This window comes from Plantibacter sp. Mn2098 (genome assembly GCF_049319745.1).
In the GTDB taxonomy this organism is placed as follows: domain Bacteria; phylum Actinomycetota; class Actinomycetes; order Actinomycetales; family Microbacteriaceae; genus Plantibacter.
In genome coordinates, this window is the sequence record NZ_JBMOUH010000003.1 from 42,885 (window position 1) to 65,760 (window position 22,876).

The window sequence follows — 22,876 nt, forward strand, 5'->3', positions numbered from 1 at the left end:
TGGAAGCGGTCGGCGGGTGCACCGCCCGTTTTTTCGCACGCCGAAGAACCGCCTGAGGGCGGCGCGCTGTGCGGAGGTGACGGGTGGTGCGATGCCGGCGGCGCAGTTCGGCACCACGCGTCAATCGCTTGATATAAGGCTAGCCTAACCTTAATTCGATGCTCAAGTCGACGGTTGTCGGATTCGCGATGTGGTCGCCGGGTCGCTCAGGGTGACGTAGTCTCGGGCGTGCGGAGCCGCACCGGCCCCCGATGAGGGAGCACGCCATGGGCGAGACATCCGATCCGACAGCCGACACGAGCCAGGGTGCGGAGCGAGCGCCGGGACCCCTCCGACTCGGCGTGATGTCGACGTCCCGGAAGCCAGACGAGCGGCGCCTGCCGATCCATCCGGACCACCTCGAACGCATCGACGAGCGGTTGCGTGAACGGATGATCCTCGAGCGCGGATACGGCAAACGCTTCGGTTGGAGCGATCAGCGACTCGCAGCCTCCGTCGGCGCGGTCCTCCCGCGCGAGCAGCTCATCGCCCAGTCCGACGTCGTCCTGCTCCCGAAGCCGCAGCCGTCGGACCTCGCGGATCTGCGCACCGGCCAGGTGCTCTGGGGATGGCCGCACACGGTGCAGGACCCGGAGATGACGCAACTCGCGATCGACCGACGGCTCACGCTCATCGCGTTCGAGGCGATGAACCATTGGACGAGTGGGGGCGGCTTCGGGTTGCACGTCTTCCACAAGAACAACGAGCTCGCCGGCTACTGCTCGGTGCTGCACGCCCTGCAGCTGGTCGGGACGACCGGCGACTACGGGCGTCGCCTGAGCGCTGTGGTCATCGGATTCGGGGCGACGGCCCGTGGAGCGGTCACGGCGCTCAACGCCCACGGTGTGCACGACGTGCAGGTGCTCACGAACCGGGAGGTCGCCGCGGTGGGCTCGCCGATCCACTCCGTGCAGATCGTGCAGTTCGACCACGACGACACGGCGCCGTTCCTCAGCACGGTCATCACCCAGGACGGTCGGGTGCCGCTGGCGCCGTTCCTGGCGGCGCACGACATTGTCGTCAACTGCACCCTGCAGGATCCGAACGCCCCGCTCACCTACCTGGCCGAGGACGACCTCGATGCGTTCCGCCCGGGGAGCCTCATCGTCGACGTCTCCTGCGACGAGGGGATGGGCTTCAGCTGGGCAAGGCCCACGTCGTTCAGCGACCCGACCTTCGAGGTCGGTGACGGCATCGTGTACTACGGGGTCGACCACAGCCCGTCGTACCTGTGGAACTCGGCGACGTGGGACATCAGTGAGGCGCTGCTGCCGTTCATCGAGACGGTGCTCGGTGGACCGGCCGCCTGGAACGACAACGAGACGATCCTGCGTGCGATCGATGTCCGTGACGGCCGGATCGTGAACCCGGCCGTCCTGGAGTTCCAACGGCGCTCACCCGAGCCGCCCCACAACGTCCTGCCAAACAACGACCTGCCCGCCTGACCGCCAAAGCCCGCGAGCTGGCAGTCGTGGCTGGTCAGACGGATGTCCAACCGGCCACGACTGCCAGCTCGCGGGCTTCTTGCGGGAGTGCCTAGTGCTCGTGCGGACCGGCGAGCTTGAATGCGAGACGACCGTGGGCGTAGCCGCCGCCCGCGCGGATCGCGGTGGCGACCCAGGCGGCTTCGGCGAGCTCGCCCTCCGAAGCGCCGGCCGCGACGGCCTTCTGGCTGTGGGCGTCGATGCAGTACACGCACTGGGTGGTGATACCGACCGCGAGGGCGATGAGCTCACGGTACTTCAGCGGGATCTCGCGACCCTCTGCCTGGAAGACGGCGGAGTCGAAGTCGGCGAACGCCTTCAGGATGTCCGGCGTCTGCTCCTTGTAGACCTTGGTGTACTGGCTGTCGGACTTCTCGAAGTATTCGCTCATGGGACTTTCCGTGGTGGGGCCCTTCGACGAGCTCAGGGACCGGTGGGTGGGGTGTGGGCCCTTCGACGAGCTCAGGGACCGGTGGGTGGGGTGTGGTGGCCCTTCGACAAGCTCAGGGACCGGTGGGTGGAAGCGGGGGAGGCCGGGACGCGAGCAACGCGGTCCCTGAGCCTGTCGAAGGGGCGGTGACGTGCACCGGGAACGCTTTCCGCGCGGTCCCTGAGCTTGTCGAAGGGACGGCTGCCGCCCCCGAACCCGCCGAGGGCGACTCAATCCGGGATCTGCGAGTGCGAGTCGAGACGGTGCCAGGTCCGGTTGTGGTAGACGAGCGGCGCCGGCTCGACGGCGGGCGCGCCATCGAAACTCGGGGCGAACGTCGGCGCGACGGGCTTCGCCTGCACACGGTTCGGGTCCTCGGCGAGGCTCGACTGGAGTGCGTGCACGGCGATCACGGTCGAGCTGCCGGCCTCCATCCGGTTGACGATGCGTCCGCGGATCCAGGTGCCCGCACCGTGGAACACGGGCTCGCCGGTGACGAGGCGCGACCAGATGCTCGTGTCGGCGAAGCGGTCGATGCCACTCGTCGCGCACAGGCGGGCGATGTGGAGCTGGTCGGAGGCGAGGAGGTGCACAACGACGGTGTCGGATGCGGTGATCGTCGGGGCGCTCGATGAGAGAGAGGAGACCGAGAAGACGAGCAGCGGCGGTTCCGCGCTCACCGAGAAGACGGACGTCGCCGTGAGTCCGACCGGCCCGGTGCCGTCATCGGCCGTGATGACCGAGACGCCGGCCGGGTGCTGACGGAATGCTGCTTTGAACGCGTCGGGGGAGAGCGAGTCGAAGCCGTGCTTGGCCTCGGCCTGCTCCGCTGCCTGCACGATCGGTTGCTCGTCGGCTGCTGCCTGACCCTGGTGCACTGTGCTCACGGTGAATCCTTCGAAAAAGTCGCTGCTGCTGGGGGCCGCGGTGGTGCCGCTGCTCGGGTGCTTCGCGGTTGTGGCGCATCGCTGATGTTCCTACGTTTCTTCCTTTGCGCTGCTGCTGCAAGTTCGTTACCGCCTGTGACGCGCATCGGGCGGGTGTGGGCGCACTCCCAAGGTGCGACGGTAGCGTTTCATCGTCCGTGTCCCGTGCGTCTGCAAGGAGCTCCCATGTCGTCGATCCTCATCACCCCTGCTGAACTCTCGGAGGCGCTCGCAGGCGATGCGCCTGTCCGAATCCTCGATGTCCGGTGGCGGCTGGATCGTCCGGACGGCCGTCCGGAATACCTCGAGGGGCACGTCCCCGGCGCCGTGTACGTCGACCTTGATCACACGCTCGCCGAGCACGGTGAGCCGGAGGACGGCCGTCACCCGCTGCCGTCGCCGGAGCTGTTCCAGGCGGCCGTGCGTGCGTGGGGGATCAACGACGGGGACACCGTCGTTGTGTACGACGACCTCAAGAACCAGGCGTCGGCGCGCGCGTGGTGGCTGCTGCGGTACGCGGGGCTCGCCGATGTGCGTCTCCTCGACGGCTCCTTCAGAGGATGGGTGAACGCCGGACTGCCCGTCGAAACTGGCGATGTCGTCCCGGCAGCTGGATCGGCGACGCTCGACTACGGACAGTTGCCGCTCATCGGGATCGACGATGCGGCCGGATGGAGCGAGCACGGTGTGCTGCTGGACGCTCGCGCGCCGGAGCGGTACCTGGGCGAGGTGGAGCCGATCGATCCGCGTGCCGGTCACATTCCGGGCGCGGTCAATGCGCCGTCGATCGGCAACGTCGCCTCCGACGGCACGTTCCTCAGCCCTGAGGTCCTGCGCGAGCGGTTCGCTGCGCTCGGTGTGGTCGACGGTGTGGCTGTCGCGACGTATTGCGGCTCGGGGGTCACTGCGGCGAACAACGCGGTGGCACTGACGCTCGCCGGGTTCGAGCCGGTGCTCTATGCGGGTTCCTGGAGCCAGTGGTCGAATCACGCCGACCGTCCCGTCGCCACCGGCGCTGGGAGCTGACGACTCGATCGTGGGCATGGCGGTCACGATGGCCTGCTTCACAGCGGAGGAATCGGACGGATTCTCCACAGATTCTGCTCTGAACCCGCGTACGCAGACTCATCGTGATGCACTGGGAGCATTGATTGCATGTGGAGCACATGCAAGCGTACGCTCACACGATGGGAGTCATGTTGCAGGTTCGAAACCTTTCGGAAGATGTCCACGCCGTCCTGAAAGCTCGAGCGAAGGCGGCTGGGCTGTCGCTGTCCGACTACGTGGCACAGGAGTTGGGCAAGATCGCGGAGCAGGCCACACTCGAGGAGGCATTCGCTCGGCTTCAGACCAGCGATCCTGTGGAGACCGGCAGTCCGGACGCGGAGGCCGATGACATCGTGTCTTTGATCCGCGACGACCGCGGCCCGCTGCCGGACGACTCGATCATCACACCATGAGCGTCGTCGTCATCGACGCCTCGGTGATCGGATCGGCGCTCGTCGGATCGTCCGCCAACGCGCACCGTGCGCAGACGGCCATGCTCGGGCGCGCATTGATCGCACCCCAGCTCCTCGATCTCGAAGTCCTGAGCGTGGTGCGCAAGCGCCTGTTCACCGGTCATGTCGCTCCAGCTCGTGCAGAGACCGCGGTCGATGTCTTCCGGAGCATGCTGATCAGGCGCTACGACCATGCAGCCCTCACCAGACGCGCATGGGAGCTCAGGGAGAATTTCACGCCGTACGATGCGGCGTATGTTGCGCTCGCGGAGGCGCTCGATGTTCCGCTGATGAGCGGCGACCTCCGGCTGCTGCGCGCGGCTGAACGGCTCTGTCGAGTCGTCCCCGTCGCACCATAGGAGCCGAAGCAGGGGAGCCGCAGCAGAGGACGTCTGGATCGGGCGTTCGTCCGGCGGTCGGCCGACGCGTGTTCAGCCGGCGAGGACCTTCTGGATGCGCTGCTGCGAGACGGACTCTGCCGTGCCGAGCTGCTGCGCGAACAGACTGATCCGCAACTCCTCCAGCATCCAGCGGGCCTTCACGATGTGCGCCGGCGCATATTCCGCCAGCGGAATGCTTCCGCCCGCCGCCTCGTACTTCGCCGTCGCCGCCTGCGCCTCCGTCAACCACACCCGGTCGCGGTTCGGGTTGTCCGGCAGCCGCTCGGCCCGATACGCGATGCCAGACAGGTACCGCGGCAGGTGGTCGAGACGGGCGATCCCCGTCCTGGAGACGAACCCGGGGAAGATGAGCCCCTCCAGCTGAGAGCGCATGTCGGTCAGCGCTGCGAGCAGATTGATGCTCGTCGCGGCCTTCATCGCCTTCTCGGCGTCGTGCGCGAGCGTCAGGATCCGGCTCACGACGGCGACCGTCTGGAACATGCGGTCCATGACCGATCCGGAGACCCGGTCGCGCAGCGTCTCGAACTGGAGCTTCGAGAACACCGCGCCGTCCGGCACGACCCGGAAGAGGACATCGTCTATGCACGCGGCGAGGCAGTCCTCGAAGAGCGCCGGCGTCGAGCGGTACGGGCTCGTCGCGAGCGCGAGCTTCTCGGCATTCTTGAGGTGCTGCTGCACGTACGCCGTCGGCGACGGGATCGCGAGCAGGAGCAGCCGGCGGACGCCGCCCGGCATCGCGCGCGTCTGATCCGTCTCGGTGCTCATGATGCGGATCGAGACGCTGGCGCCGTCATCGACGAGTGCCGGATAGCCCCGGATGACGCCCTCCGGCTGGCGGACGTCGACAAAGCGTGGGAGGTCGTCGAAGTCCCAACGGGTGATCCCCGTCCGCTCCAACGCGTTGGGCAACCGTTCAGCGGCGGCTTTCGCGACGCTCGCCCTGGTCCGCTGCTTGAGCTGCTGCTGCAGCGCGACGAGGTCCTTGCCGCTCGCGAGCGGCTTGCCTCGCTGGTCGACGACCTTGAACGTCACCTTCAGATGCTCCGGCACCCGTTCGGTCTCGAAATCGGACGCCGAGATCTCCATGTACGACAGGCGCTTGATGGCGTTCGCCAAGCGGGTCGCGAACGAGTCCTCAGCCGCTGGATTCGCACTCGACACGGTCGGCACGTTCGCCGGGAGCTCGTTGATGAGCTTCGCTGCCCAGTCGGCCGCCGGGACGATGTTGCGTCTCAGCGCCTTGGGCAGTGCTTTGATCATGGCCGTGATGAGGTCGAGGCGGAGACCTGGGACCTGCCAGTCGAATCCGGCGGGGGAGATGCGGTCCAGCAGGGCGAGCGGGACGACGACCGTCACGCCGTCATCGGTCGAGCCCGGCTCGAAGCGGTAGCTGAGCTTCAGCCGCTGGTCGGCCTGCACCCATTCGGCCGGGAAGAGGTTCTCGTCGACCTCTGCCGCGTCCTCCGGGAGGAGGTCCTCCTGCCGCATCGTGAGGAGCTCCGGCTGCTCGGCGCGGGCCGTGCGCCACCAGTTCTCGAACCCACGGGTCGTGCTGACATCGGCCGGGATGCGCTTGTCGTAGAACTCGAAGACGGCTTCGTCGTCGAACAGGATGTCGCGGCGACGCGTGCGCTCTTCGAGCTCGCTCAGTTCTTTCCGCAGCCGCCGGTTCGCACGATCGAACGCGAAGGCGCCGTCGCGGGAGATGTCATGGGTCCACTCGCCCTCGACGAGCCCGTGGCGGATGAAGAGCTCGCGTGCGTGCTCCGCGTCGACCTTCGCGAACTGGATGCGGCGCCTCGGCACGATGGGGACGCCGTACAGCATGACCTTCTCGTACGCGACCGCCGAGCCCTGACGCTTCTCCCAGTGCGGTTCGCCGTAGGAGCGCTTGCAGAGGTCGCCGGCGATCGGTTCCGCCCATGCAGGGTCGATCGCCGCGTTCGTACGCGCGAAGAGCCGGCTCGTCTCGACGAGCTCCGCGCTCATCAGCGCCGGCGGCTGCTTCTTCGCGAGGGCGGATCCTGGGAAGATGACGAATCGCGCCTGACGGGCGCCGATGTAGTCGCCCTTCTTCGCGGCGGCGCCTGAGCCGCCGGCCGGAGCCTGCCCGCGGCCCTTGACGGGCTGCGGGACCGTCGGATCCTTGAGCCCGATGTGGGACAGCAGGCCGGCGAGCATCGACTTGTGGATGCCGTCGGGGTCGATCTTCGCGTCGCCGATCGTCAAGCCGAGCGGTTTGGCGAGCTGTCGCAACTGGCGGTAGACGTCGTGCCACTCCCGGACGCGCAGATAGTTGAGGAACTCGGCCTTGCAGAGGCGGCGGAACGCGCTCGACGACAGTTCGTCCTGCTGCTCCTCCAGGTAGTTCCAGAGGTTCAGGAGGGTGAGGAAGTCGCTCGTGGGGTCGAGGAAGCGCTTGTGGAGTTCATCGGCCTTCTGGCGGTGTTCGAGTGGTCGCTCGCGCGGGTCCTGGATGGTGAGCGCTGCGACGATCGCGAGCACCTCGCGGGAGACGCCGTTGCGCTTGGACTCCACCACCATGCGGGCGAAGCGTGGGTCGATCGGCAGCCTGGCGAGGTCCCGTCCGACGCGCGTGAGGCGAGGCCCGGCCCCGCGGGGAGCGCCGTCGGCGAACGTCCGCGTCTCGATCGCCCCGAGCTCGGACAGCAGGTCGACGCCGTCCTTGATGCCGCGAGCGTCCGGCGGTTGGAGGAACGGGAACGCGCCGATGTCGCCCAGCCCGAGCGAGATCATCTGCAGGATGACGGCCGCCAGGTTGGTGCGCAGGATCTCCGGTTCGGTGAACTCCGGCCGCTTCTCGAAGTCCTCCTCCGAGTACAGGCGGATCGCGATGCCGTCGCTCGTGCGGCCGGACCGGCCGGAGCGCTGATTGGCCGACGCCTGCGAGATCGCCTCGATGGGGAGGCGCTGCACCTTGGACCGGACGCTGTAGCGGGAGATGCGGGCGGTGCCGGCATCGATCACGTACTTGATGCCCGGGACGGTGAGCGAGGTCTCGGCGACGTTCGTTGCGAGGATGATGCGACGGCGGAGCCCCGGCACGCTGGACGGCTGGAAGACGCGGTGCTGGTCGGCGGAGGAGAGCCGGCCGTAGAGGGGGAGGACCTCGGTGCCCGGGAGGTTTCGGCCGCGGATGGCGTCGGCGGCGTCGCGGATCTCGGTCTCGCCGGAGAGGAAGACGAGGACGTCGCCCATCGATTCCCTGGCGAGTTCGTCGAGGGCGCTGTTGATGCCCTCCAGGTAGTCGCGGTCGACGCTCGTGGTGGCGGCATCGGCCGGGTCGGCGTCCGCGTCGTCGTCCTGCGGCTCCTCGGCGACGAGGGGACGGTAACGGATCTCCACCGGATAGGTGCGGCCGGAGACCTCCACGATGGGTGCGCCCTCGAAGTGCTTCGAGAAGCTCTCCGGGTCGATCGTCGCGGAGGTGATGATGACCTTGAGGTCGGGGCGCTTGGGCAGGAGCTGCTTGAGATAGCCGAGGAGGAAGTCGATGTTGAGGCTGCGCTCGTGCGCCTCGTCGATGATGATCGTGTCGTACTTGCGCAGCATCCGGTCCCGGTGGATCTCGTTCAGGAGGATGCCGTCGGTCATGAGCTTGATCTTGGTGGCCTTGGACGCCTGATCGGTGAAGCGGACCTGGTAGCCGACGATGCCGCCGAGCTCCTGCCCGAGCTCCTCGGAGATGCGCTCGGCGATCGTGCGGGCCGCGAGGCGCCGCGGCTGCGTGTGGCCGATGGACTCGCGCCCGAGTTCGAGGCAGATCTTCGGCAGCTGCGTGGTCTTGCCGGAGCCGGTGGCGCCGGCGACGATGACGACCTGGTGCTCGCCGATGGCGCGCGCGATGTCGTCCCGCATCCGGCTGACGGGCAGCTCGGGCGGGTAGGAGATCGTGATGTCAGACATGAGCCTTCCATCGTACGACGCCGGGGGAGGGTCCACGGACGTCGGATCGGTGAATCGGGCGCGAGATCGATGATTGGTGATTGACGCACAAAGAACTTTGCGTTACAAAGTAGACATGAGCCAGGACCAAACAGGACCAGAGCGCACCCCGGCGGACACCCCTCCGGAGGACGACGCCCCGGTCGACATCGCCGCGATGCTCGCGCTCTCCACGCAGCAGGTGCGTCGGGTGGAGGACATCTTCGCCCGGCCGACGATCTCACTCGTGCTGATCTGGGGCGTCGCCTGGTTCGTCGGCTTCCTCGTGCTGTGGTCCGCATCGGATCAGAACCCGTGGTTCCAGACCCCGGAGGCACCGGCCGGCATCGTCTTCGGGTCGTTGATGGTCGGCGGCATCATCTCGTCGATCGTCATCGGCAGCGGGATGAGCCGGGGGATCCAGGGTGCGCAACGCGTGCAGGGAACGCTGTACGGCGTGAGCTGGGCGGTCGGCTGCACGGCGCCGGGGTTCCTCGGCGGCGCACTGCTCGCGAACGGGATGCCTGCCGAGAGCGCAGCCCTCTTCTTCCCGGCGGCGTACGCGCTCGTCGTCGGCCTCCTGTATCTGGCCGGCGGTGCCATCTGGCGTGACAGGATCATGTATTCGCTCGGAGTCTGGACCATCCTCGTCGGCGTCATCGCACCGTACTTCGGCACACCGGGCAACACGCTCGTGATGGCGTTCGCCGGTGGCGGCGGGTTCCTCGTCTACGGCGCGATCCTGCTCGTGCTCCGACGCCGGGCGCTCTCCGTCCACGGGCGGTCGGACGACCGTCGCGCCACGAAGCCGGGCGAGCGCTGATGGACGAACTGGACCCCGTCATCCACGCCCAGGCGAGACTCCGCATCATGTCGAGCCTCGCGGCGCTCGACGCCGACAGCAGCATCTCGTTCCCACGATTGCAGGAGGTCCTCGACATGACCGCCGGCAACCTGTCCACCCACCTCCGCAAGCTGGAGGACGCCGAGTACGTGACCGTGACGAAGACGCACAAAGGCCGGACGCCCATCACCTACATCGAACTGAGCCGATCCGGTCGGCGAGCGTTCGAGGACTACATGGACCGCCTGCGGGCGCTCCTCGGAGGAGTCTCCTCATGACCGTTCTCGCCACCCTCGATCACGTCACCCGCCGGTACGGTGCGCTCACCGCCGTCGACGACGTCTCACTCGATATCCACGACGGCACCATCCTCGGGCTCCTCGGCCCGAACGGCGCCGGGAAGTCGACCATCATCTCCCTCCTGCAGGGCCTGCGCCGGCCGACGAGCGGCAGTGTCACGCTCTTCGGCGGGAACCCGTCTGATGCCGTCACCCGGCAGCGACTCGGGAGCACACCGCAGGAGACGGCACTGCCGGAGCCGCTGCGGGTCGGCGAGGTCATCGACTTCGTCGGCGGGCACTTCGCGGATCGGGTGCCGACCGCTGAACTCGCCGGATCCTTCGGGCTCGACACGATGCTGCGGCGCCAGACGGGATCCCTGTCCGGCGGGCAGAAGCGGAGGCTCGCGGTCGCACTGGCCTTCGTCGGACGGCCGAAGCTCGTCCTCCTCGACGAACCGACCACCGGGCTCGACGTCGACGCCCGCCGCACGCTGTGGGACGCCCTGCGCGCCCAGCACGAAGCCGGCGCGACCGTCGTCATCACGAGCCACTACCTCGAAGAGATCGAGGCGCTCGCCGAACGGGTCGTGGTGGTCGGGGCGGGCCGTGTGCTCGCCGACGACACGCTGCAGGGCGTGCTGGCGAGGGTCGGGCTGCACTGGGTGCGACTCGAAGCCACCGACGCCGACGCCGATGCCATCGCACGGCTCGACGAGGTCGTCAGACACGAGCGGCAGGACGGCCGGCACGTCTTCCACGTGCACGACTCCGATCAGTTCATCCGTTCACTCGTGGGGTCAGGGCTCGGGTTCCGCGACCTCACCGTCCGCGGCGCGACGCTCGAAGAGGCGTTCCTGTCGTTGACCGATGCTGCACCAGAACCGGCGCCGCATCGAGGCGCGCCGCACCGAGGCGCGTCGTCCGCGACCTCGCACCAGGCAGCACCGATCACGATGGAGGCAGGACGATGACCACGGACCAGCTCGCACAGCCGGCTCACGCGGCACCGGCCGGACCGCTCCGCCAGCCGTCGATCCTGCGGCTCGCGGGCCTGCACGCGAAGTACTCGCTCATCGAGACGTTCCGCATCCCGATCGCCGTCATCGGCTCGCTCGTCTTCCCGGCGCTCGCGCTCCTCTTCTTCGTGGTGCCGCAGCGGGCCGTCGCGGACAATCAGCTGTTCGCGACGCAGGCGGTCATCTCGCTGAGCGTCTTCGCGATCCTCGCCAATTCGCTGTTCAGCTTCGGGCTGACGATCGCGGAGAATCGCGAGAAGCCGTGGGACCCGTACCTGCGCACCCTGCCGGCCCCCGGCATCGCGCGCGTGCTGGCGCAGATCGCCTCGACAGGGCTCATGGGCTTCGTGTCGATCCTGCCCGTTGTGATCGTCGGCGGGATCGCGACGGCCGCCAGCGCGTCACCGTTGCGCATCCTCGCCGGCTTTGCGGCGCTCGCCGTGAGTGCCCTGCCGTTTATGCTGATCGGCATCTGCGTGGGGTACTCGATGCCGGCGAAGGCAGCCGTCGCGGTCATCCAGGTCGCGATGTTCGGGCTCGCGTTCGGCGGTGGGCTGTTCCTGCCGCCGCAGCTGTTCGCCCCCTGGCTGGAGGTTTTCTCCCGGTTCCTGCCGTCGAGGCAGGCGCGCGAGTTCGTGGTGTGGGCCGTGCAGGGCGGTGAGCTGCCCTGGTGGTCGTGGGTCGGCATCATCGTGTGGACAGCCGTGATGCTCGCGCTCGCGCTGCTGCTCTTCCGCCGGGACGAGGGTCGCCGCTACCGCTAGCCGTTCACTCCGCACCCGGCGCGGTGTCCAGAACTCAGGAGAGCCCTCGGCGTGTCGCCCAGAAACCCCGCGTTTCGGTCGACACGCCGGGGGCTCTCCTGAATTGCGAACGGCGTCACACTCGGAAACGTGACGTGCCTCCCTGCGGCCCTGGTCGTACGCTGACCAGGCGTCGACCTCACGACCCCCGATGCTGCGCTCGGCGCACCCAGAGGAGGACTTGTTATGGCTGCACCCGTCGTGTTCGGAGCCGGCCGGATCCTGGTCGACGACCTCGTCGGCATCGCCAGGGACCGCCGGACGGTGGTCCTCGACGTCGTCGCCCTCGAACGGATCGGCGCCGCGCGCGCGATCGTCGAGCGCCACCTCGTCGCGGGCGTCCCGGTGTCCGGCCTCAACCGCGAATTCGGCGTCGCACGGGACACCCCGCTGACCGCGGACGATGTCACCGCGTACCAGAGCAAGGTCATCCGCAACCACCTCGGCGGCGTCGGCGCGCCCATGCCGGTCGAATCCGTGCGCGCGATGATCGCAGCCAGACTCGCAGGTTGGACGCGCGGCGGCGCAGGCGTCCGGGTCGAGACCGCCGTCTTCTACGCCGAGCTGCTCAACCGCGACGTCGTCCCGGTGGTGCCGGTTGCCGGGTCCGTCGGCGACGGCGATCTGACGCAGCTGGCCGCCGTCGCGGCCGTTGCGATCGGTGAGGGCGAGGCGTGGGTGGACGGCGCGATCGTCCCCGGCGCGCAGGCGCTCAGCCGGGTCGGGCTCGCCCCGCTGCAGCCCCAGGCGCATGAGGGGCTGACGCTCGTCGGCCACAACTCGTACTCGCTCGGGGTCGGCGCGATCGCCTTGCACGACCTCACGCTGCTCGCCCGGACGGCCGATGTCGTCTCCGCACTCTCCTTCCAGGCGCTCGCGGCGCTCGGTGCAGGCGGCAACCCGAGCTCGTTCTCCTCCGCGGTGCTCCGCAACAGCCCGTCGGCCGGTGCACAGGCCAGCGGAGAACGGATCAGGACGCTCCTCGATGGCGGGATCGCCAGGCCGGATGTCACGGCGCAGGATCCGCTCGCCTTCCGCACCGCACCGCAGGTGAACGGGTCGTTCGCGGACGTGCTGGTACGCGCCATCGCGCTCGTCGAGGACACCCTCGCCGTCGCGAGCGACAATCCGATCGTCGATGCCGAGAGCGCTTCGGTGTCATCGGGTGGCCTGTTCCACATCATCCCGGTGGCGACGGCGCTCGATTCGGTGCGCACGGTCATCGCGCAGGTCGCGACGTCGAGTGAACGTCGCCTCGCCGGGGTGTCGGACGCGAACGCGCTGCGGCGTCGGGCGGGTTCCTCGCGCGTCCCCGGCCTGATCGGGTACGCGGCGGCGGACCTCGTCGCGGAGCTGCGCGTCCTCGCGACCCCCGTCTCCTCCGGTGGGACCGGACTGTCCGGCGGGCACGAGAACGTCGCGACCTACGCGTCGACGGCACTGCGGCTGCTGTGGCGGTCTGCTGCGCTGCTCGGTGACGTGCTCGCGATCGAGGCGCTCGTCGCCGTCGATGCGCTCGGGGTGCTCGACGACACCGGATCCGGTGCGGACCTCGACTCCGGCGGTGCGGCCGATGCTGCGGCGCGGGCGGGCGCAGGGGCAGGGGCGGGCGCGGGTGCAGGGGACGGCGGCGTCGCAACCGATCGCCCTGGCCTCGAACGGACCGGCGCGGAACGCAGGACGCTCGGCCCCGCCGCGCAGCCCATCCGCGAGCGGGTGCAGGCCGTCATCGATACGGGCGTGCGCGGCCAGGCCTTCATCGATGCTGCTGCGGCGGCGCTCGCCGGCTGAGGCGCCGCTTCGCCGACCGAGGGTCCGGAAGTGATACGCCGACGCGCCGACGCCGGACAGCTGTTCGCCGAGAGCGAAGACGGTCCGGGACGCGCCTCCGGGATCGCCGCAGCCGGTGGGCAGGAGCGGCGCAGCACCGTACCGCTCGGTCGGCGCTGCATACACGGGTGTTGCGTTCTGTGTCGAGGGGGGTGCCGGATGTCAGTGGGCTGCGGTAGCGTCTGAAAACCGATGACGAGACGTTCAACGAGCCGTGCATGCGGCACCGTTGCGCCGGATCCGCAACAGCGGAAACGACGACTCAGGCGTTTTCGCAAGAGAAGAGGCTCCGGTCAGGCATGATCTCCTTCGAACACGTCAGCAAGCGGTTCGATGACGGCACGCTCGCCGTCAACGACTTCTCCCTGCAGATCCCCTCACGCTCGACGACGGTCTTCGTCGGCTCCTCCGGGTGCGGCAAGACGACGCTCCTGCGGATGATCAACCGGATGGTGGACCCCTCCGACGGCCGCATCGTGATCGACGACGAGGACGTGGCCGGTCTCGAACCCGTGAAGCTGCGCCGCCGCATCGGCTACGTCATGCAGAACTCCGGCCTCCTGCCGCACCGGACCGTCATCGACAACGTGGCGACGGTGCCCATGCTCACGGGCGTCAAGAAGAAGCAGGCCAGGGCGGATGCGCTCGACCTGCTCGACACGGTCGGTCTCGACCGCTCGCTCGCCAACCGGTACCCCAGCCAGCTCTCCGGCGGCCAGCAGCAGCGCGTCGGTGTGGCCCGCGGGCTCGCGGTCGACCCCAACATCCTGCTGATGGACGAGCCGTTCGGCGCCGTCGACCCGCTCGTGCGAGCTGAACTGCAGCGCGAGCTCATCCGCCTCCAGCACACCATCGCGAAGACGATCGTGTTCGTCACCCACGACATCGACGAGGCGTTCCTGCTCGGCGATCAGGTGGTCATCCTGCAGAAGGGCGGCCACATCGCGCAGGTCGGTTCGCCGGCGGAGATCGTCGCCAACCCGGCGGACGACTTCGTGGCGCAGTTCATCGGCGCAGACCGCGGACAGCGCACGCTCCACGTCGAGCGCGTCGACGGTCGCGACGTCATCGTCGACGAGGCCGGTCGGCCGGCGGGCGTGCTGTCCGCTGATCGTGCTGCGCGGACGGCAGGACACGCGGCACCGGCGACGGACACGGCTGCACCGGCGACGGATCCCGGGAGCGCCCCGTGAACTGGGTCATCGACAACTGGTCGATGATCTGGGGCCTCACGCTCACGCACATCGGCCTCAGCATCCCGCCCATCATCCTCGGCTTCGCGATCTCGCTGCCGCTCGGCTGGTTGGCGCACCGGTACCGGCTGACGCGCGGGGCGCTGCTCACCATCAGCGGCATCCTGTACGCCATCCCGTCGCTGCCGCTCTTCGTCATCATGCCGTCGATCATCGGGACGCAGATCCTGGATCCGGCGAACGTCGTCGTCGCCCTCACGATCTACGCCATCGCGCTGCTCGTGCGGACGATCGCCGATGCACTCGACGCCGTCGACGCCGGCACCAGGCAGTCCGCGCAGGCCGTCGGGTTCTCACCGTGGCAGCGGTTCTGGCGGGTCGAGTTCCCGCTCGCAGGGCCCCTGATGCTCGCGGGCGTCCGCGTCGTCTCCGCCAGCACCATCAGCCTCCTGAGCGTCGGCGCCCTCGTCGGCGTCACGAATCTCGGCTACCTCTTCACCGACGGCTACGCCCGGCAGTTCCCCACGGAGATCATCACGGGCATCGTCGGCACGGTCCTCATCGCGATCGTGTTCGACATCATCCTCGTGGTGCTCGGGCGGGTGGTCATGCCGTGGACGCGCATCTCGTCGAAGCGGGCGATCCGTCGCCGGCGTGAGGCGGCGATGGCATGAACAACTTCATCGGCGCGTTCGCCTGGATCTTCGACCCGGCCCACTGGAGCGGCCCGAACGGCATCCCCGTCCGGGTCGCGGAACACCTCGGTGTCACCGGGCTGACCGTCCTCATCGCGTGCGTCATCGCCATCCCGCTCGGCCTGCTCATCGGGCACACCGGCAAGGGGAGAGAGGTCGCCGTGTCCATCACGGGCGCCCTGCGTGCCCTGCCGACCCTCGGCCTGCTGTCCCTGCTGGCCCTCATCACGCTCGGATGGGGCTTCGCGAGCACCAGTCTCGTGCCGGCCATCACCGCGCTCGTGGTGCTGGCGATCCCGCCCATCCTCGCCGGAGCGTACGGCGGTGTGGAATCGATCGACAAACAGACGGTCGATGCTGCACGGGCCGTCGGCATGAACGAATGGCAGATCCTCGGGCGGGTCGAGATCCCGCTCGCGCTGCCGCTCATCATCGGCGGCATCCGGTCCGCGGTGCTGCAGACTATTGCGACGGCGACGGTTGCGGCGTTCCTCATCAACGGTCCGGGTCTCGGGCGGTACATCCTCGACGGCCTGCCCGTCCGCGACTACGCGAAGATGCTCGCCGGCTCGATCCTGATCGTCGCGCTCGCCCTCATCCTCGAAGGGATCTTCGCGCTCATCCAGCGCGCCGTCGTCCCTCGTGGGGTCGCGGCGACCCACACCACCATCGACGAGACGAAGTCCTCCCGTCGTTCATCCGGCGGCGTCGGCGCCACCACGGAACAGGCAGAAGCGGAGGCGGCGGTCATGATCGAGATCAAGGCGGTTCGCACAGACTGAGCAGCATCGGCGAGCCCTGAGCGGCGGCGTCCGACATCGCTTCGGGGAGTTCCAACCCGATTCGCGGTCGGCTCCGAACCGTCCCGGGCCGCATCCAACCGGACCGCATCCCGTCCGGGAACCACACACTCAACACCCAGCACCACACAGCCAAGCAGTACAGCCCAGAGAAAAGGACACACCATGTTCACTGCATCACGAGGACGCCGACTCGCCGTCGGCATCGCAGCTTCGGCAGCCGTTGCACTCGCGCTGAGCGCTTGCTCGTCGAGCGACCCCACCGCGGGATCCACGAGCGCATCCGACACCATCACCGTCGGCTCAGCAGCTTTCGCCGAGTCCGAGATCGTCGCGCAGATCTACATCCAGGCTCTCGAGGCCAACGACGTCAAGGTCAAGAGCAGCCTCAACATCGGTGCTCGCGACGTCTACATCGCGGCGCTCAAGGACGGATCGATCGACCTCGTTCCCGAGTACAGCGGCAACCTGTTGCAGTTCTTCGACGCCAAGTCGACGGCCGCATCGAGCGACGAGGTCTTCAAGGCCCTCGGCGACGCCGTGCCGAAGGGCTTCTCGGTCCTCGACCAGTCGAAGGCTGAGGACAAGGACTCCTACAACGTCACGAAGGAGTTCAGCGAGAAGAACAACGTCAAGAGCCTGTCCGACCTCGCAGCGCTCAGCATCCCGTTGGCGATCGGCGGCCAGCCGGAGCTCGCAGAGCGTCCCTACGGCCCCAAGGGTCTGACGGCGACGTACGGCGTTCCGGCCGACAAGCTGAGCTTCGTCCCGATCAGCGATGGCGGCGGCGCACAGACCACCGCAGCGCTGCTCGACGGCACGGTGCAGCTGGCCGACATCTTCTCGACGAGCCCGTCCATCAAGGACAACGGCTTCGTCACGCTGGAGGACCCGAAGAACCTGATCCTCCCGCAGAACGTCCTGCCGCTCATCAACACGGCGAAGGCGTCCGACAAGGTCAAGGAGGTCCTGAACAAGGTCTCCGGCGCGCTGACGACGGACGACCTGATCTCCCTCAACTCCCGCAACCAGGGCGACGAGAAGGCCGCTCCGGCGACCCTCGCGGCCGACTGGCTGAAGGAGAAGAACCTCTTCACGAAGTAGGCGGCAGCTCGCGAGAGCCGTCCGGGCCCGATTCGACGTCGTCGAGTCGGGCCCTCGTCCGTTCCCGGCGGCTCCTCCCTGCGTCCCGGGCTCGTCCGTCCGTCCCGGGCCCGTTCCCTCCGTCCCGGGCCCGTTCCCTCCGTCCCGGGTCCGTTCCCGACAGTTCGTCCGTCCGTTCCATCGCGCATAACTCCTTCAATTTCGACGTCGTCCGGATCGGATCCGCGGATTTCCGGGGATCGGCAGAATCTGCCGGCCAAATCGAAGGAGTTATGCTCGATGCCGCCGGGGCAGGTAGGTAGGTAGATAGGTAGGTAGGTAGGTAGGTAGGTAGGTAGACGGACAGGCAGGAAAGCAAGCAGACGCGCAGGCAGGCACACAGACAGACAGACAGACAGGTGAACGGGAGCTGTGTGTTCGCAGATGACGAAAACGGGTGCCACAGCTGACGGATTTCCGTAGCGTTGGAGCATGACGACTCCACAGGTTCCGAACCTCACCCTCAACGACGGCCACACCATCCCGCAGCTCGGCTTCGGCGTCTTCCTCGTCGACCCGCAGGAGACGGAGCGCATCGTCACGGATGCACTCGAACTCGGCTACCGCCACATCGATACCGCAGCGATCTACCGGAACGAGGAGGGCGTCGGCCGCGCCATCGCGAAGTCCGGCATCCCCCGCGAGGAACTGTTCATCACCACGAAGCTGTGGAACGGCGACCAGGGCACCGAGTCCGCACACGCCGCGATCGACACGAGCCTCGAGAAGCTCGGCCTCGACTACGTCGACCTGTACCTCATCCACTGGCCGGTGCCCGCTCAGGACAAGTACCTCGAGAGCTGGCTCGCCCTCGAGCAGATCAAGGCCTCTGGCAAGGCTCGTTCGATCGGTGTCTCGAACTTCCTCGTCGACCACCTGCAGCGCGTCATCGACGGCAGCAGCACGGTCCCCGCGGTCAACCAGATCGAGCTGCACCCCGCCTACCAGCAGCGTGAGGTGACCGACTTCGGCCAGGCGAACGGCATCCTCACCGAGGCATGGGGTCCGCTCGGCCAGGGCAAGTACCCGCTGCTGGAGGAGCCGATCATCACGGCTGCCGCCTCCAAGCACGGCAAGTCCGCAGCGCAGGTCGTCCTCCGCTGGCATCTGCAGCAGGGCACGATCGTCTTCCCGAAGTCGAACAGCCGTGAGCGCATCGCCGAGAACATCGACGTGTTCGACTTCGAGCTGAGCGACGCCGAGGTCCAGGCCATCACGGCGCTCGAACGCGGCGGTCGTGTCGGCGGACACCCGCTCGAAGTGAAGTAGCCGACCGGAGTATTCCACAGGCGCTGAACGATTCACAGCGAACGGCCGGTATCCGGGGAATGCCCCGGGTGCCGGCCGTTGTTGATACCGTCGTGAGCGTGAGCACAAACGACGAGAACCCAGCCGTCCAGCACCAGTCGGACGCCGCATCGGCAGCACCGCTGGCGGCTGAGCAGGCCCAGCAGGCCGCTGCCTTCGGTGCAGCTTGGAACACCTGGCACGAGGCACGGCTGCGGGTCGTCGGTGCACCGCACGGGCTCGCATCGTTGCGGTTCACACACTGGCTCACCGATGAGGCGACCGCCTATGAGGGCGCGCCTGGCATCTGGAAGGCCGACGACACGGGCATCGTCGGCGAGGGACTCGCCGGGTCTGGCCTCACGACGCTCGACGGCGCCGAGGTGCTGAGCGACCGTGTCGAACTCCTGCACGGGGACGAACTGCGGTTCGGTGAGATCCTGCTGCGCGGGATGGAGCGCGACGGCGCCTTCGCGTTGCGTGTGCTCGACCCGCAGACGCCCGGTCGGGTCGCCCTCCAGGACATCGCGGCGTTCAGCCCAGACCCGGCGTGGGTTCGCGAGGCGCGGTTCGTCCCGTCCTCAGGCGGCACGGTCGAGACCACGTCGATCGACGGCCACGTCTCGGAGGACACTCCTGTCGGCACGGTGCAGCTCGACCTCGACGGCGAGCAGATCGCGTTCGACGTCACGGGCGGCCCCAGCGGACTGTGGGCAGTCATCGCGGACGGCACGAGCGGCGCGAAGGACGAGCACGGCACGTACCGGTTCCGCTTCCTCAGCATGCCGGCGCCTGCTGCGGATGGACGCGTCGTCGTCGACTTCAACCGCCTGTATGTGCCCCCGTGCGCGTTCAGCGACCACTACGTGTGCCCGTTGCCGGCCGCCAACAACCGCTTCACCACACAGATCCCGGTCGGCGAGCGCTTCCCGGTCCTCGCGAGCTGATCGGCCGCCGTCGTGGTCAACCGGCTCGGCACGGCCGTCAGCCCGTACCTCCGCTCGCACGCCGACAACCCCGTCGACTGGTACCCCTGGGGTGAGGAGGCGTTCGCGGAGGCTGCGAGGCGAGGTGTGCCCGTGCTCGTGTCGATCGGCTACTCCACGTGCCACTGGTGTCACGTCATGGCGCGGGAGTCGTTCTCCGACCCCGAGCTCGCGAGCGTCCTGAACGCCGGGTTCGTGGCCGTGAAGGTGGACCGGGAGGAGCATCCGGAGGTCGACGCGAGCTACCTCGCCGCCGCCGGAGCGTTCACGAGCAACCTCGGCTGGCCGCTCAACGTCTTCACCACGCCGGACGGCAAGCCGTTCCACGCCGGGACGTACTCGCCGCCGGTCGCCATGCCGGACCACCCCTCGTTCCGACAGGTGCTTGACGCCGTCTCATCGGCGTGGTCGGACCGTCGCGAGGACGTCTTGGAGAGCGCGGACTGGTTGGCCTCCGCGCTCGCGCAGGTGTCACAGGGCAGCCCGTCAGAGCTGCCGAGCAGGGCAGATCTGGCGTCGGCCGTCGCCGCGCTCGAACGCGCTGAGGACCCCACGTTCGGTGGATTCGGCACCGCGCCGAAGTTCCCGCTCGCGCCCGTCTTCGAGCTCCTGTTCACGATGGGCGGGACCGGGGACGCGCGTCACGCCGGAGACCAGCCGGTGGCAGCCATCGCGCGGGAACTCGCACTCCGGACGCTCCGCACCATGGGCGCATCGGCACTGCGTGACCCCGTTGAGGGCGGGTTCTTCCGCTACAGCGTGCAACAGGACTGGGCCGAGCCGCACTACGAGCGGATGCTGTACGACAACGCGTTACTGCTCGACGCATACACCTCGGCGTGGGCGAGCAAGCCCGAGCAATGGTCCTCGCTCGTGGCGGAGGGGATCGTCGACTTCCTGACGGGCGTGCTGCAGCAGCCGTCCGGCGGGTTCGCGTCGGCGCAGGATTCCGAGAGCACGGTCGACGGGCAGCGGACGGAGGGCGGGTACTACCGGCTCGATCGCGATGCCAGGGTCGGGCAGACGCCGCCGGCGACCGACCGCAAGGTGCTCACGGGGTGGAACGGTCTTGCGATCGGTGCGCTCGCGCGGGCCGGGTTCGTCTTCGATCGGCCGGCCTGGATCGAGGCGGCGCGCTGGGTAGCGGACACGGTCGTCGGGACGCATCTGCTCACCGACGGGACGCTGGTTCGGGCATCGCTCGGCGAGGAGACGTCGGAGGCGTCGGCCGCGTTGGAGGACTACGGGATGCTCGCGAACGGGCTGTTGTCGCTCGCCGTGGCCACGGGGGAGCCGCGGTACGCGGAGGTGGGCAGGTCGCTCGTGGACGTGTGCCTCGTCGACGGTGTGTTCACGGTGCCCGGCGGAGGAGACCCGGTGCTCGCGGCGCGTGGGCTGCGACTCGATGCCGACCCGTCGGAGGGCGCGTACCCGTCCGGGCGCGGTTCGCTCGCGACGGCGGCGTACCGGTTGTTCCTCCTGACGGCCGAGCGGTCGTATCGGGAGGTGGCCGCCGGGGTTGTCGGGTCGGTCGCGGAGGGTGCGGTCGCACAGCCGACGGCCTTCGGGTCGACGCTCGCCTTGGCGGCGAGGCTCGCCGCAGAGCCGACGCAGCTCGTGGTGGTGACGCCGGACGACGACGGCGCCGATCGAGTGCTGGTCGATGTGGTGCGGACGCGGGGTGACGACGTGGTTGCCGTGGTGACGGAGGAGCAGGCCGGCCGGTGGGTCGCGGCCGGGTTCGAGTTGTTCGAGGGACGGTCGGCTCGCGATGGGCTGCCGACGGCGTACGTGTGCAGGGACTTCGTCTGTCGGCTTCCGGTGACGGACCCCGCCGGTCTGCCCGGTTGACCCTGTCCCGGGTCGCTGAGATCCCCGGTCGCTGAGCTTTTCGAAGCGCGGGCTCAGGACGTGGACCCTTCGACAGGCTCAGGGACCGGCGCATTGCGGGTCGCTGAGCTTAGTTGCGGGTCGCTGAGCTTGTCGAAGCGTGGGTGCTGGCGGTGGGCCCTTCGACAGGCTCAGGGACCGGCGCATCGCCGGTCGCTGAGCTTGTCGAAGCGTTGGTGCTGGACGTGGGTGCTTCGACAAGCTCAGGGACCGACGGGTGGGAGCAGAAGTCAGGGGCCGGTGTGGAGCGGTGCGTCGGGGTCGGCCGCCCACTCGGCGAGTGAACCGTCATAGACCGCGACGCCCTCGACTCCGAGACGGACGAGTGCGAGCGCATCCGCAGCCGATGCGACACCGCCGGCACAGTAGGTGACGATCGTCGCCCGGGAGGGCTGAACGGATCGCCGTGCCGCGGTCGTCTGTGCCGTGGCCGCCCGCGTCGCCTGTGCCGTCAGCGCCCGCGCCGACGCGATCACCGGTTCGAAGCGGGAGCGGAGATCGGCAAGGGGCAGCGATCGGTTGGTGCTGCGATCGACGAGCCGTCCAGCCGGTACGTTGAAACTGCCGGGGATGTGGCCGGGCCTCACCCGTCCGCCCGTCTCACCGGCGAACTCGCGCGGTGGCACACCGCACACGAGCACCCCGGCCTCCGAGCCGTCGAGCACACCCTCGATGAACGCCTTGTCGACCCAGCGCGCCGGATCCTCGACCGCCGTGAACGAACCCCGATCCGGTTCGAGATGACCGTCCTCCGTCGGGCGGTCTTCCGCGCGCCATCGCACGAACCCGCCGTCGAGCACCGCAACCCGCGTGTGGCCGAAAGCCCGCAGCAACCACCACAGACGTGCGGCGAACTGCCCGTACGCCGTGTCGTAGACGACGATCGTGCTGTCCGCCGTGACCCCGGCGGCCCTGGCCGCCTCGGTGAACGCCTCGGCATCCGGCTTCGTGAACGGATACGGGCCGTCCTGCGCCGAGAACGACTCGACCAGATCCGCGAAGAACGCCCCGGGGATGTGCCCGTCGAACAGGTACTGGTCATAGCCGCTCAGGTAGCGGGTCTTGCCGTGTGGTGCGCCGCCGACACCATCGGCACCGCCTGCACCCGCTGCATCGCCGCCGGGTGACGCCCCGCCGTCCGGGTTCTCCCCGAGCACGATGACCGACGCGTCGAGGACCACGAGTCGTTCGCTGCCGAGATGGTCGGCGAGCCACTGGGTGGACACGACGGCGTCCACGAGGGCTGGCGATGAGCGGTCGGGCGTCATGGCCCCACGGTAGGTGACACGCGGTTCCACGGCTACGGTGCGAGCAACACGCGGTAACGAGCAGCGTCGGCGCAAGCACCGGCGGCAGCATCCGCGTCGGCTCACATCGGCCCCTC

The 22,876-nt window shown here is 68.6% G+C and carries 20 protein-coding genes; 16 read left to right on the plus strand and 4 right to left on the minus strand.

Features of this window, described 5'->3' with window-relative positions:
- Positions 1 to 344 precede the first annotated feature (344 nt).
- Entirely contained in the window at positions 345 to 1,484 is a 1,140-nt protein-coding gene (locus ACL9RL_RS05730; RefSeq protein ID WP_422779562.1) for a N(5)-(carboxyethyl)ornithine synthase, read from the plus strand.
- Positions 1,485 to 1,575: 91 nt separating this feature from the next.
- On the opposite strand, the gene ACL9RL_RS05735 is transcribed toward ACL9RL_RS05730, so the two are convergent.
- Both ACL9RL_RS05735 and ACL9RL_RS05740 read right to left on the minus strand, forming a co-directional pair.
- Complete coding sequence (locus tag ACL9RL_RS05735; RefSeq protein ID WP_422779260.1) at positions 1,576 to 1,914, minus strand: carboxymuconolactone decarboxylase family protein; 339 nt, start codon at positions 1,912 to 1,914, stop codon at positions 1,576 to 1,578.
- Positions 1,915 to 2,183: 269 nt separating this feature from the next.
- On the minus strand, positions 2,184 to 2,795 hold the full coding sequence (locus ACL9RL_RS05740; protein ID WP_422779563.1) for a flavin reductase family protein: 612 nt from the start codon (positions 2,793 to 2,795) through the stop codon (positions 2,184 to 2,186).
- A 270-nt stretch (positions 2,796 to 3,065) separates the two neighbouring features.
- On the opposite strand from ACL9RL_RS05740, the gene ACL9RL_RS05745 reads away from it, so the two are divergent.
- The 3 genes from ACL9RL_RS05745 (at position 3,066) to ACL9RL_RS05755 (ending at position 4,737) form a co-directional block, all read left to right on the plus strand.
- Positions 3,066 to 3,905 carry a sulfurtransferase gene (locus tag ACL9RL_RS05745; protein WP_422779261.1) on the plus strand — a complete coding sequence of 280 codons (840 nt, stop codon included), beginning with the start codon at positions 3,066 to 3,068 and terminating at the stop codon, positions 3,903 to 3,905.
- 161 nt (positions 3,906 to 4,066) lie between these two features.
- The gene (locus ACL9RL_RS05750; protein WP_422779262.1) at positions 4,067 to 4,339 is read left to right on the plus strand and encodes a FitA-like ribbon-helix-helix domain-containing protein; all 273 of its coding nucleotides are present in this window, start codon (positions 4,067 to 4,069) and stop codon (positions 4,337 to 4,339) included.
- A complete protein-coding gene (locus tag ACL9RL_RS05755; RefSeq protein ID WP_422779263.1) occupies positions 4,336 to 4,737 on the plus strand; it encodes a type II toxin-antitoxin system VapC family toxin in 402 nt (133 codons plus the stop codon). The genes ACL9RL_RS05750 and ACL9RL_RS05755 overlap by 4 nt, the downstream gene beginning before the upstream one ends.
- 72 nt (positions 4,738 to 4,809) lie before the next feature.
- Here ACL9RL_RS05755 and hrpA read toward each other — a convergent pair whose 3' ends face one another.
- Positions 4,810 to 8,706, minus strand: a complete 3,897-nt coding sequence (hrpA, locus tag ACL9RL_RS05760) for an ATP-dependent RNA helicase HrpA (protein ID WP_422779264.1) — start codon at positions 8,704 to 8,706, stop codon at positions 4,810 to 4,812.
- A gap of 115 nt (positions 8,707 to 8,821) precedes the next feature.
- Between hrpA and ACL9RL_RS05765 the strand changes: the two genes are divergently transcribed.
- The 12 genes from ACL9RL_RS05765 to ACL9RL_RS05820 all read left to right on the plus strand — a co-directional run bounded on the left by ACL9RL_RS05765 (position 8,822) and on the right by ACL9RL_RS05820 (position 21,453).
- Positions 8,822 to 9,547, plus strand: a complete 726-nt coding sequence (locus tag ACL9RL_RS05765; protein WP_422779265.1) for a hypothetical protein — start codon at positions 8,822 to 8,824, stop codon at positions 9,545 to 9,547.
- A complete protein-coding gene (locus ACL9RL_RS05770) occupies positions 9,547 to 9,846 on the plus strand; it encodes a transcriptional regulator (protein WP_422779266.1) in 300 nt (99 codons plus the stop codon). The genes ACL9RL_RS05765 and ACL9RL_RS05770 overlap by 1 nt, the downstream gene beginning before the upstream one ends.
- A complete protein-coding gene (locus tag ACL9RL_RS05775; protein ID WP_422779267.1) occupies positions 9,843 to 10,820 on the plus strand; it encodes an ABC transporter ATP-binding protein in 978 nt (325 codons plus the stop codon). The genes ACL9RL_RS05770 and ACL9RL_RS05775 overlap by 4 nt, the downstream gene beginning before the upstream one ends.
- Complete coding sequence (locus ACL9RL_RS05780) at positions 10,817 to 11,629, plus strand: ABC transporter permease (RefSeq protein ID WP_422779268.1); 813 nt, start codon at positions 10,817 to 10,819, stop codon at positions 11,627 to 11,629. Before ACL9RL_RS05775 ends, ACL9RL_RS05780 begins: the two co-directional genes overlap by 4 nt.
- Before the next feature lie 225 nt (positions 11,630 to 11,854).
- A complete protein-coding gene (locus tag ACL9RL_RS05785; RefSeq protein ID WP_422779269.1) occupies positions 11,855 to 13,459 on the plus strand; it encodes an aromatic amino acid lyase in 1,605 nt (534 codons plus the stop codon).
- Between the two features lie 338 nt (positions 13,460 to 13,797).
- Complete coding sequence (locus ACL9RL_RS05790; RefSeq protein WP_422779270.1) at positions 13,798 to 14,691, plus strand: ABC transporter ATP-binding protein; 894 nt, start codon at positions 13,798 to 13,800, stop codon at positions 14,689 to 14,691.
- Positions 14,688 to 15,365, plus strand: coding sequence for an ABC transporter permease (locus ACL9RL_RS05795; RefSeq protein ID WP_422779271.1), 678 nt, complete (start codon positions 14,688 to 14,690; stop codon positions 15,363 to 15,365). Before ACL9RL_RS05790 ends, ACL9RL_RS05795 begins: the two co-directional genes overlap by 4 nt.
- Positions 15,362 to 16,168: an ABC transporter permease gene (locus tag ACL9RL_RS05800; protein WP_422779272.1), complete on the plus strand. Its 807-nt coding sequence runs from the start codon at positions 15,362 to 15,364 to the stop codon at positions 16,166 to 16,168. The genes ACL9RL_RS05795 and ACL9RL_RS05800 overlap by 4 nt, the downstream gene beginning before the upstream one ends.
- A 183-nt stretch (positions 16,169 to 16,351) precedes the next feature.
- A complete protein-coding gene (locus tag ACL9RL_RS05805; RefSeq protein WP_422779273.1) occupies positions 16,352 to 17,290 on the plus strand; it encodes an ABC transporter substrate-binding protein in 939 nt (312 codons plus the stop codon).
- 471 nt (positions 17,291 to 17,761) lie between these two features.
- Positions 17,762 to 18,598, plus strand: a complete 837-nt coding sequence (locus tag ACL9RL_RS05810; protein ID WP_422779274.1) for an aldo/keto reductase — start codon at positions 17,762 to 17,764, stop codon at positions 18,596 to 18,598.
- 98 nt (positions 18,599 to 18,696) lie between these two features.
- Positions 18,697 to 19,563, plus strand: a complete 867-nt coding sequence (locus tag ACL9RL_RS05815) for a DUF1684 domain-containing protein (RefSeq protein WP_422779275.1) — start codon at positions 18,697 to 18,699, stop codon at positions 19,561 to 19,563.
- Between the two features lie 12 nt (positions 19,564 to 19,575).
- On the plus strand, positions 19,576 to 21,453 hold the full coding sequence (locus ACL9RL_RS05820; protein ID WP_422779276.1) for a thioredoxin domain-containing protein: 1,878 nt from the start codon (positions 19,576 to 19,578) through the stop codon (positions 21,451 to 21,453).
- Between the two features lie 269 nt (positions 21,454 to 21,722).
- Here ACL9RL_RS05820 and ACL9RL_RS05825 read toward each other — a convergent pair whose 3' ends face one another.
- Positions 21,723 to 22,760, minus strand: coding sequence for a sulfurtransferase (locus ACL9RL_RS05825; RefSeq protein WP_422779277.1), 1,038 nt, complete (start codon positions 22,758 to 22,760; stop codon positions 21,723 to 21,725).
- Between the last annotated feature and the right edge of the window lie 116 nt (positions 22,761 to 22,876).

Bases quoted from the DNA above. Each gene is read 5' to 3' on its own strand.
- ACL9RL_RS05825 (WP_422779277.1), bottom strand. From the start codon at position 22,760: ATGACGCCCGACCGCTCATCGCCAGCCCTCGTGGACGCCGTCGTGTCC.
- ACL9RL_RS05810 (WP_422779274.1), top strand. From the start codon at position 17,762: ATGACGACTCCACAGGTTCCGAACCTCACCCTCAACGACGGCCACACC.
- ACL9RL_RS05800 (WP_422779272.1), top strand. From the start codon at position 15,362: ATGAACAACTTCATCGGCGCGTTCGCCTGGATCTTCGACCCGGCCCAC.
- ACL9RL_RS05770 (WP_422779266.1), top strand. From the start codon at position 9,547: ATGGACGAACTGGACCCCGTCATCCACGCCCAGGCGAGACTCCGCATC.
- ACL9RL_RS05755 (WP_422779263.1), top strand. From the start codon at position 4,336: ATGAGCGTCGTCGTCATCGACGCCTCGGTGATCGGATCGGCGCTCGTC.
- ACL9RL_RS05775 (WP_422779267.1), top strand. From the start codon at position 9,843: ATGACCGTTCTCGCCACCCTCGATCACGTCACCCGCCGGTACGGTGCG.
- ACL9RL_RS05780 (WP_422779268.1), top strand. From the start codon at position 10,817: ATGACCACGGACCAGCTCGCACAGCCGGCTCACGCGGCACCGGCCGGA.
- ACL9RL_RS05790 (WP_422779270.1), top strand. From the start codon at position 13,798: ATGATCTCCTTCGAACACGTCAGCAAGCGGTTCGATGACGGCACGCTC.
- ACL9RL_RS05735 (WP_422779260.1), bottom strand. From the start codon at position 1,914: ATGAGCGAATACTTCGAGAAGTCCGACAGCCAGTACACCAAGGTCTAC.
- ACL9RL_RS05730 (WP_422779562.1), top strand. From the start codon at position 345: ATGTCGACGTCCCGGAAGCCAGACGAGCGGCGCCTGCCGATCCATCCG.
- ACL9RL_RS05765 (WP_422779265.1), top strand. From the start codon at position 8,822: ATGAGCCAGGACCAAACAGGACCAGAGCGCACCCCGGCGGACACCCCT.
- ACL9RL_RS05745 (WP_422779261.1), top strand. From the start codon at position 3,066: ATGTCGTCGATCCTCATCACCCCTGCTGAACTCTCGGAGGCGCTCGCA.
- ACL9RL_RS05785 (WP_422779269.1), top strand. From the start codon at position 11,855: ATGGCTGCACCCGTCGTGTTCGGAGCCGGCCGGATCCTGGTCGACGAC.
- ACL9RL_RS05750 (WP_422779262.1), top strand. From the start codon at position 4,067: ATGGGAGTCATGTTGCAGGTTCGAAACCTTTCGGAAGATGTCCACGCC.
- hrpA (WP_422779264.1), bottom strand. From the start codon at position 8,706: ATGTCTGACATCACGATCTCCTACCCGCCCGAGCTGCCCGTCAGCCGG.
- ACL9RL_RS05805 (WP_422779273.1), top strand. From the start codon at position 16,352: ATGTTCACTGCATCACGAGGACGCCGACTCGCCGTCGGCATCGCAGCT.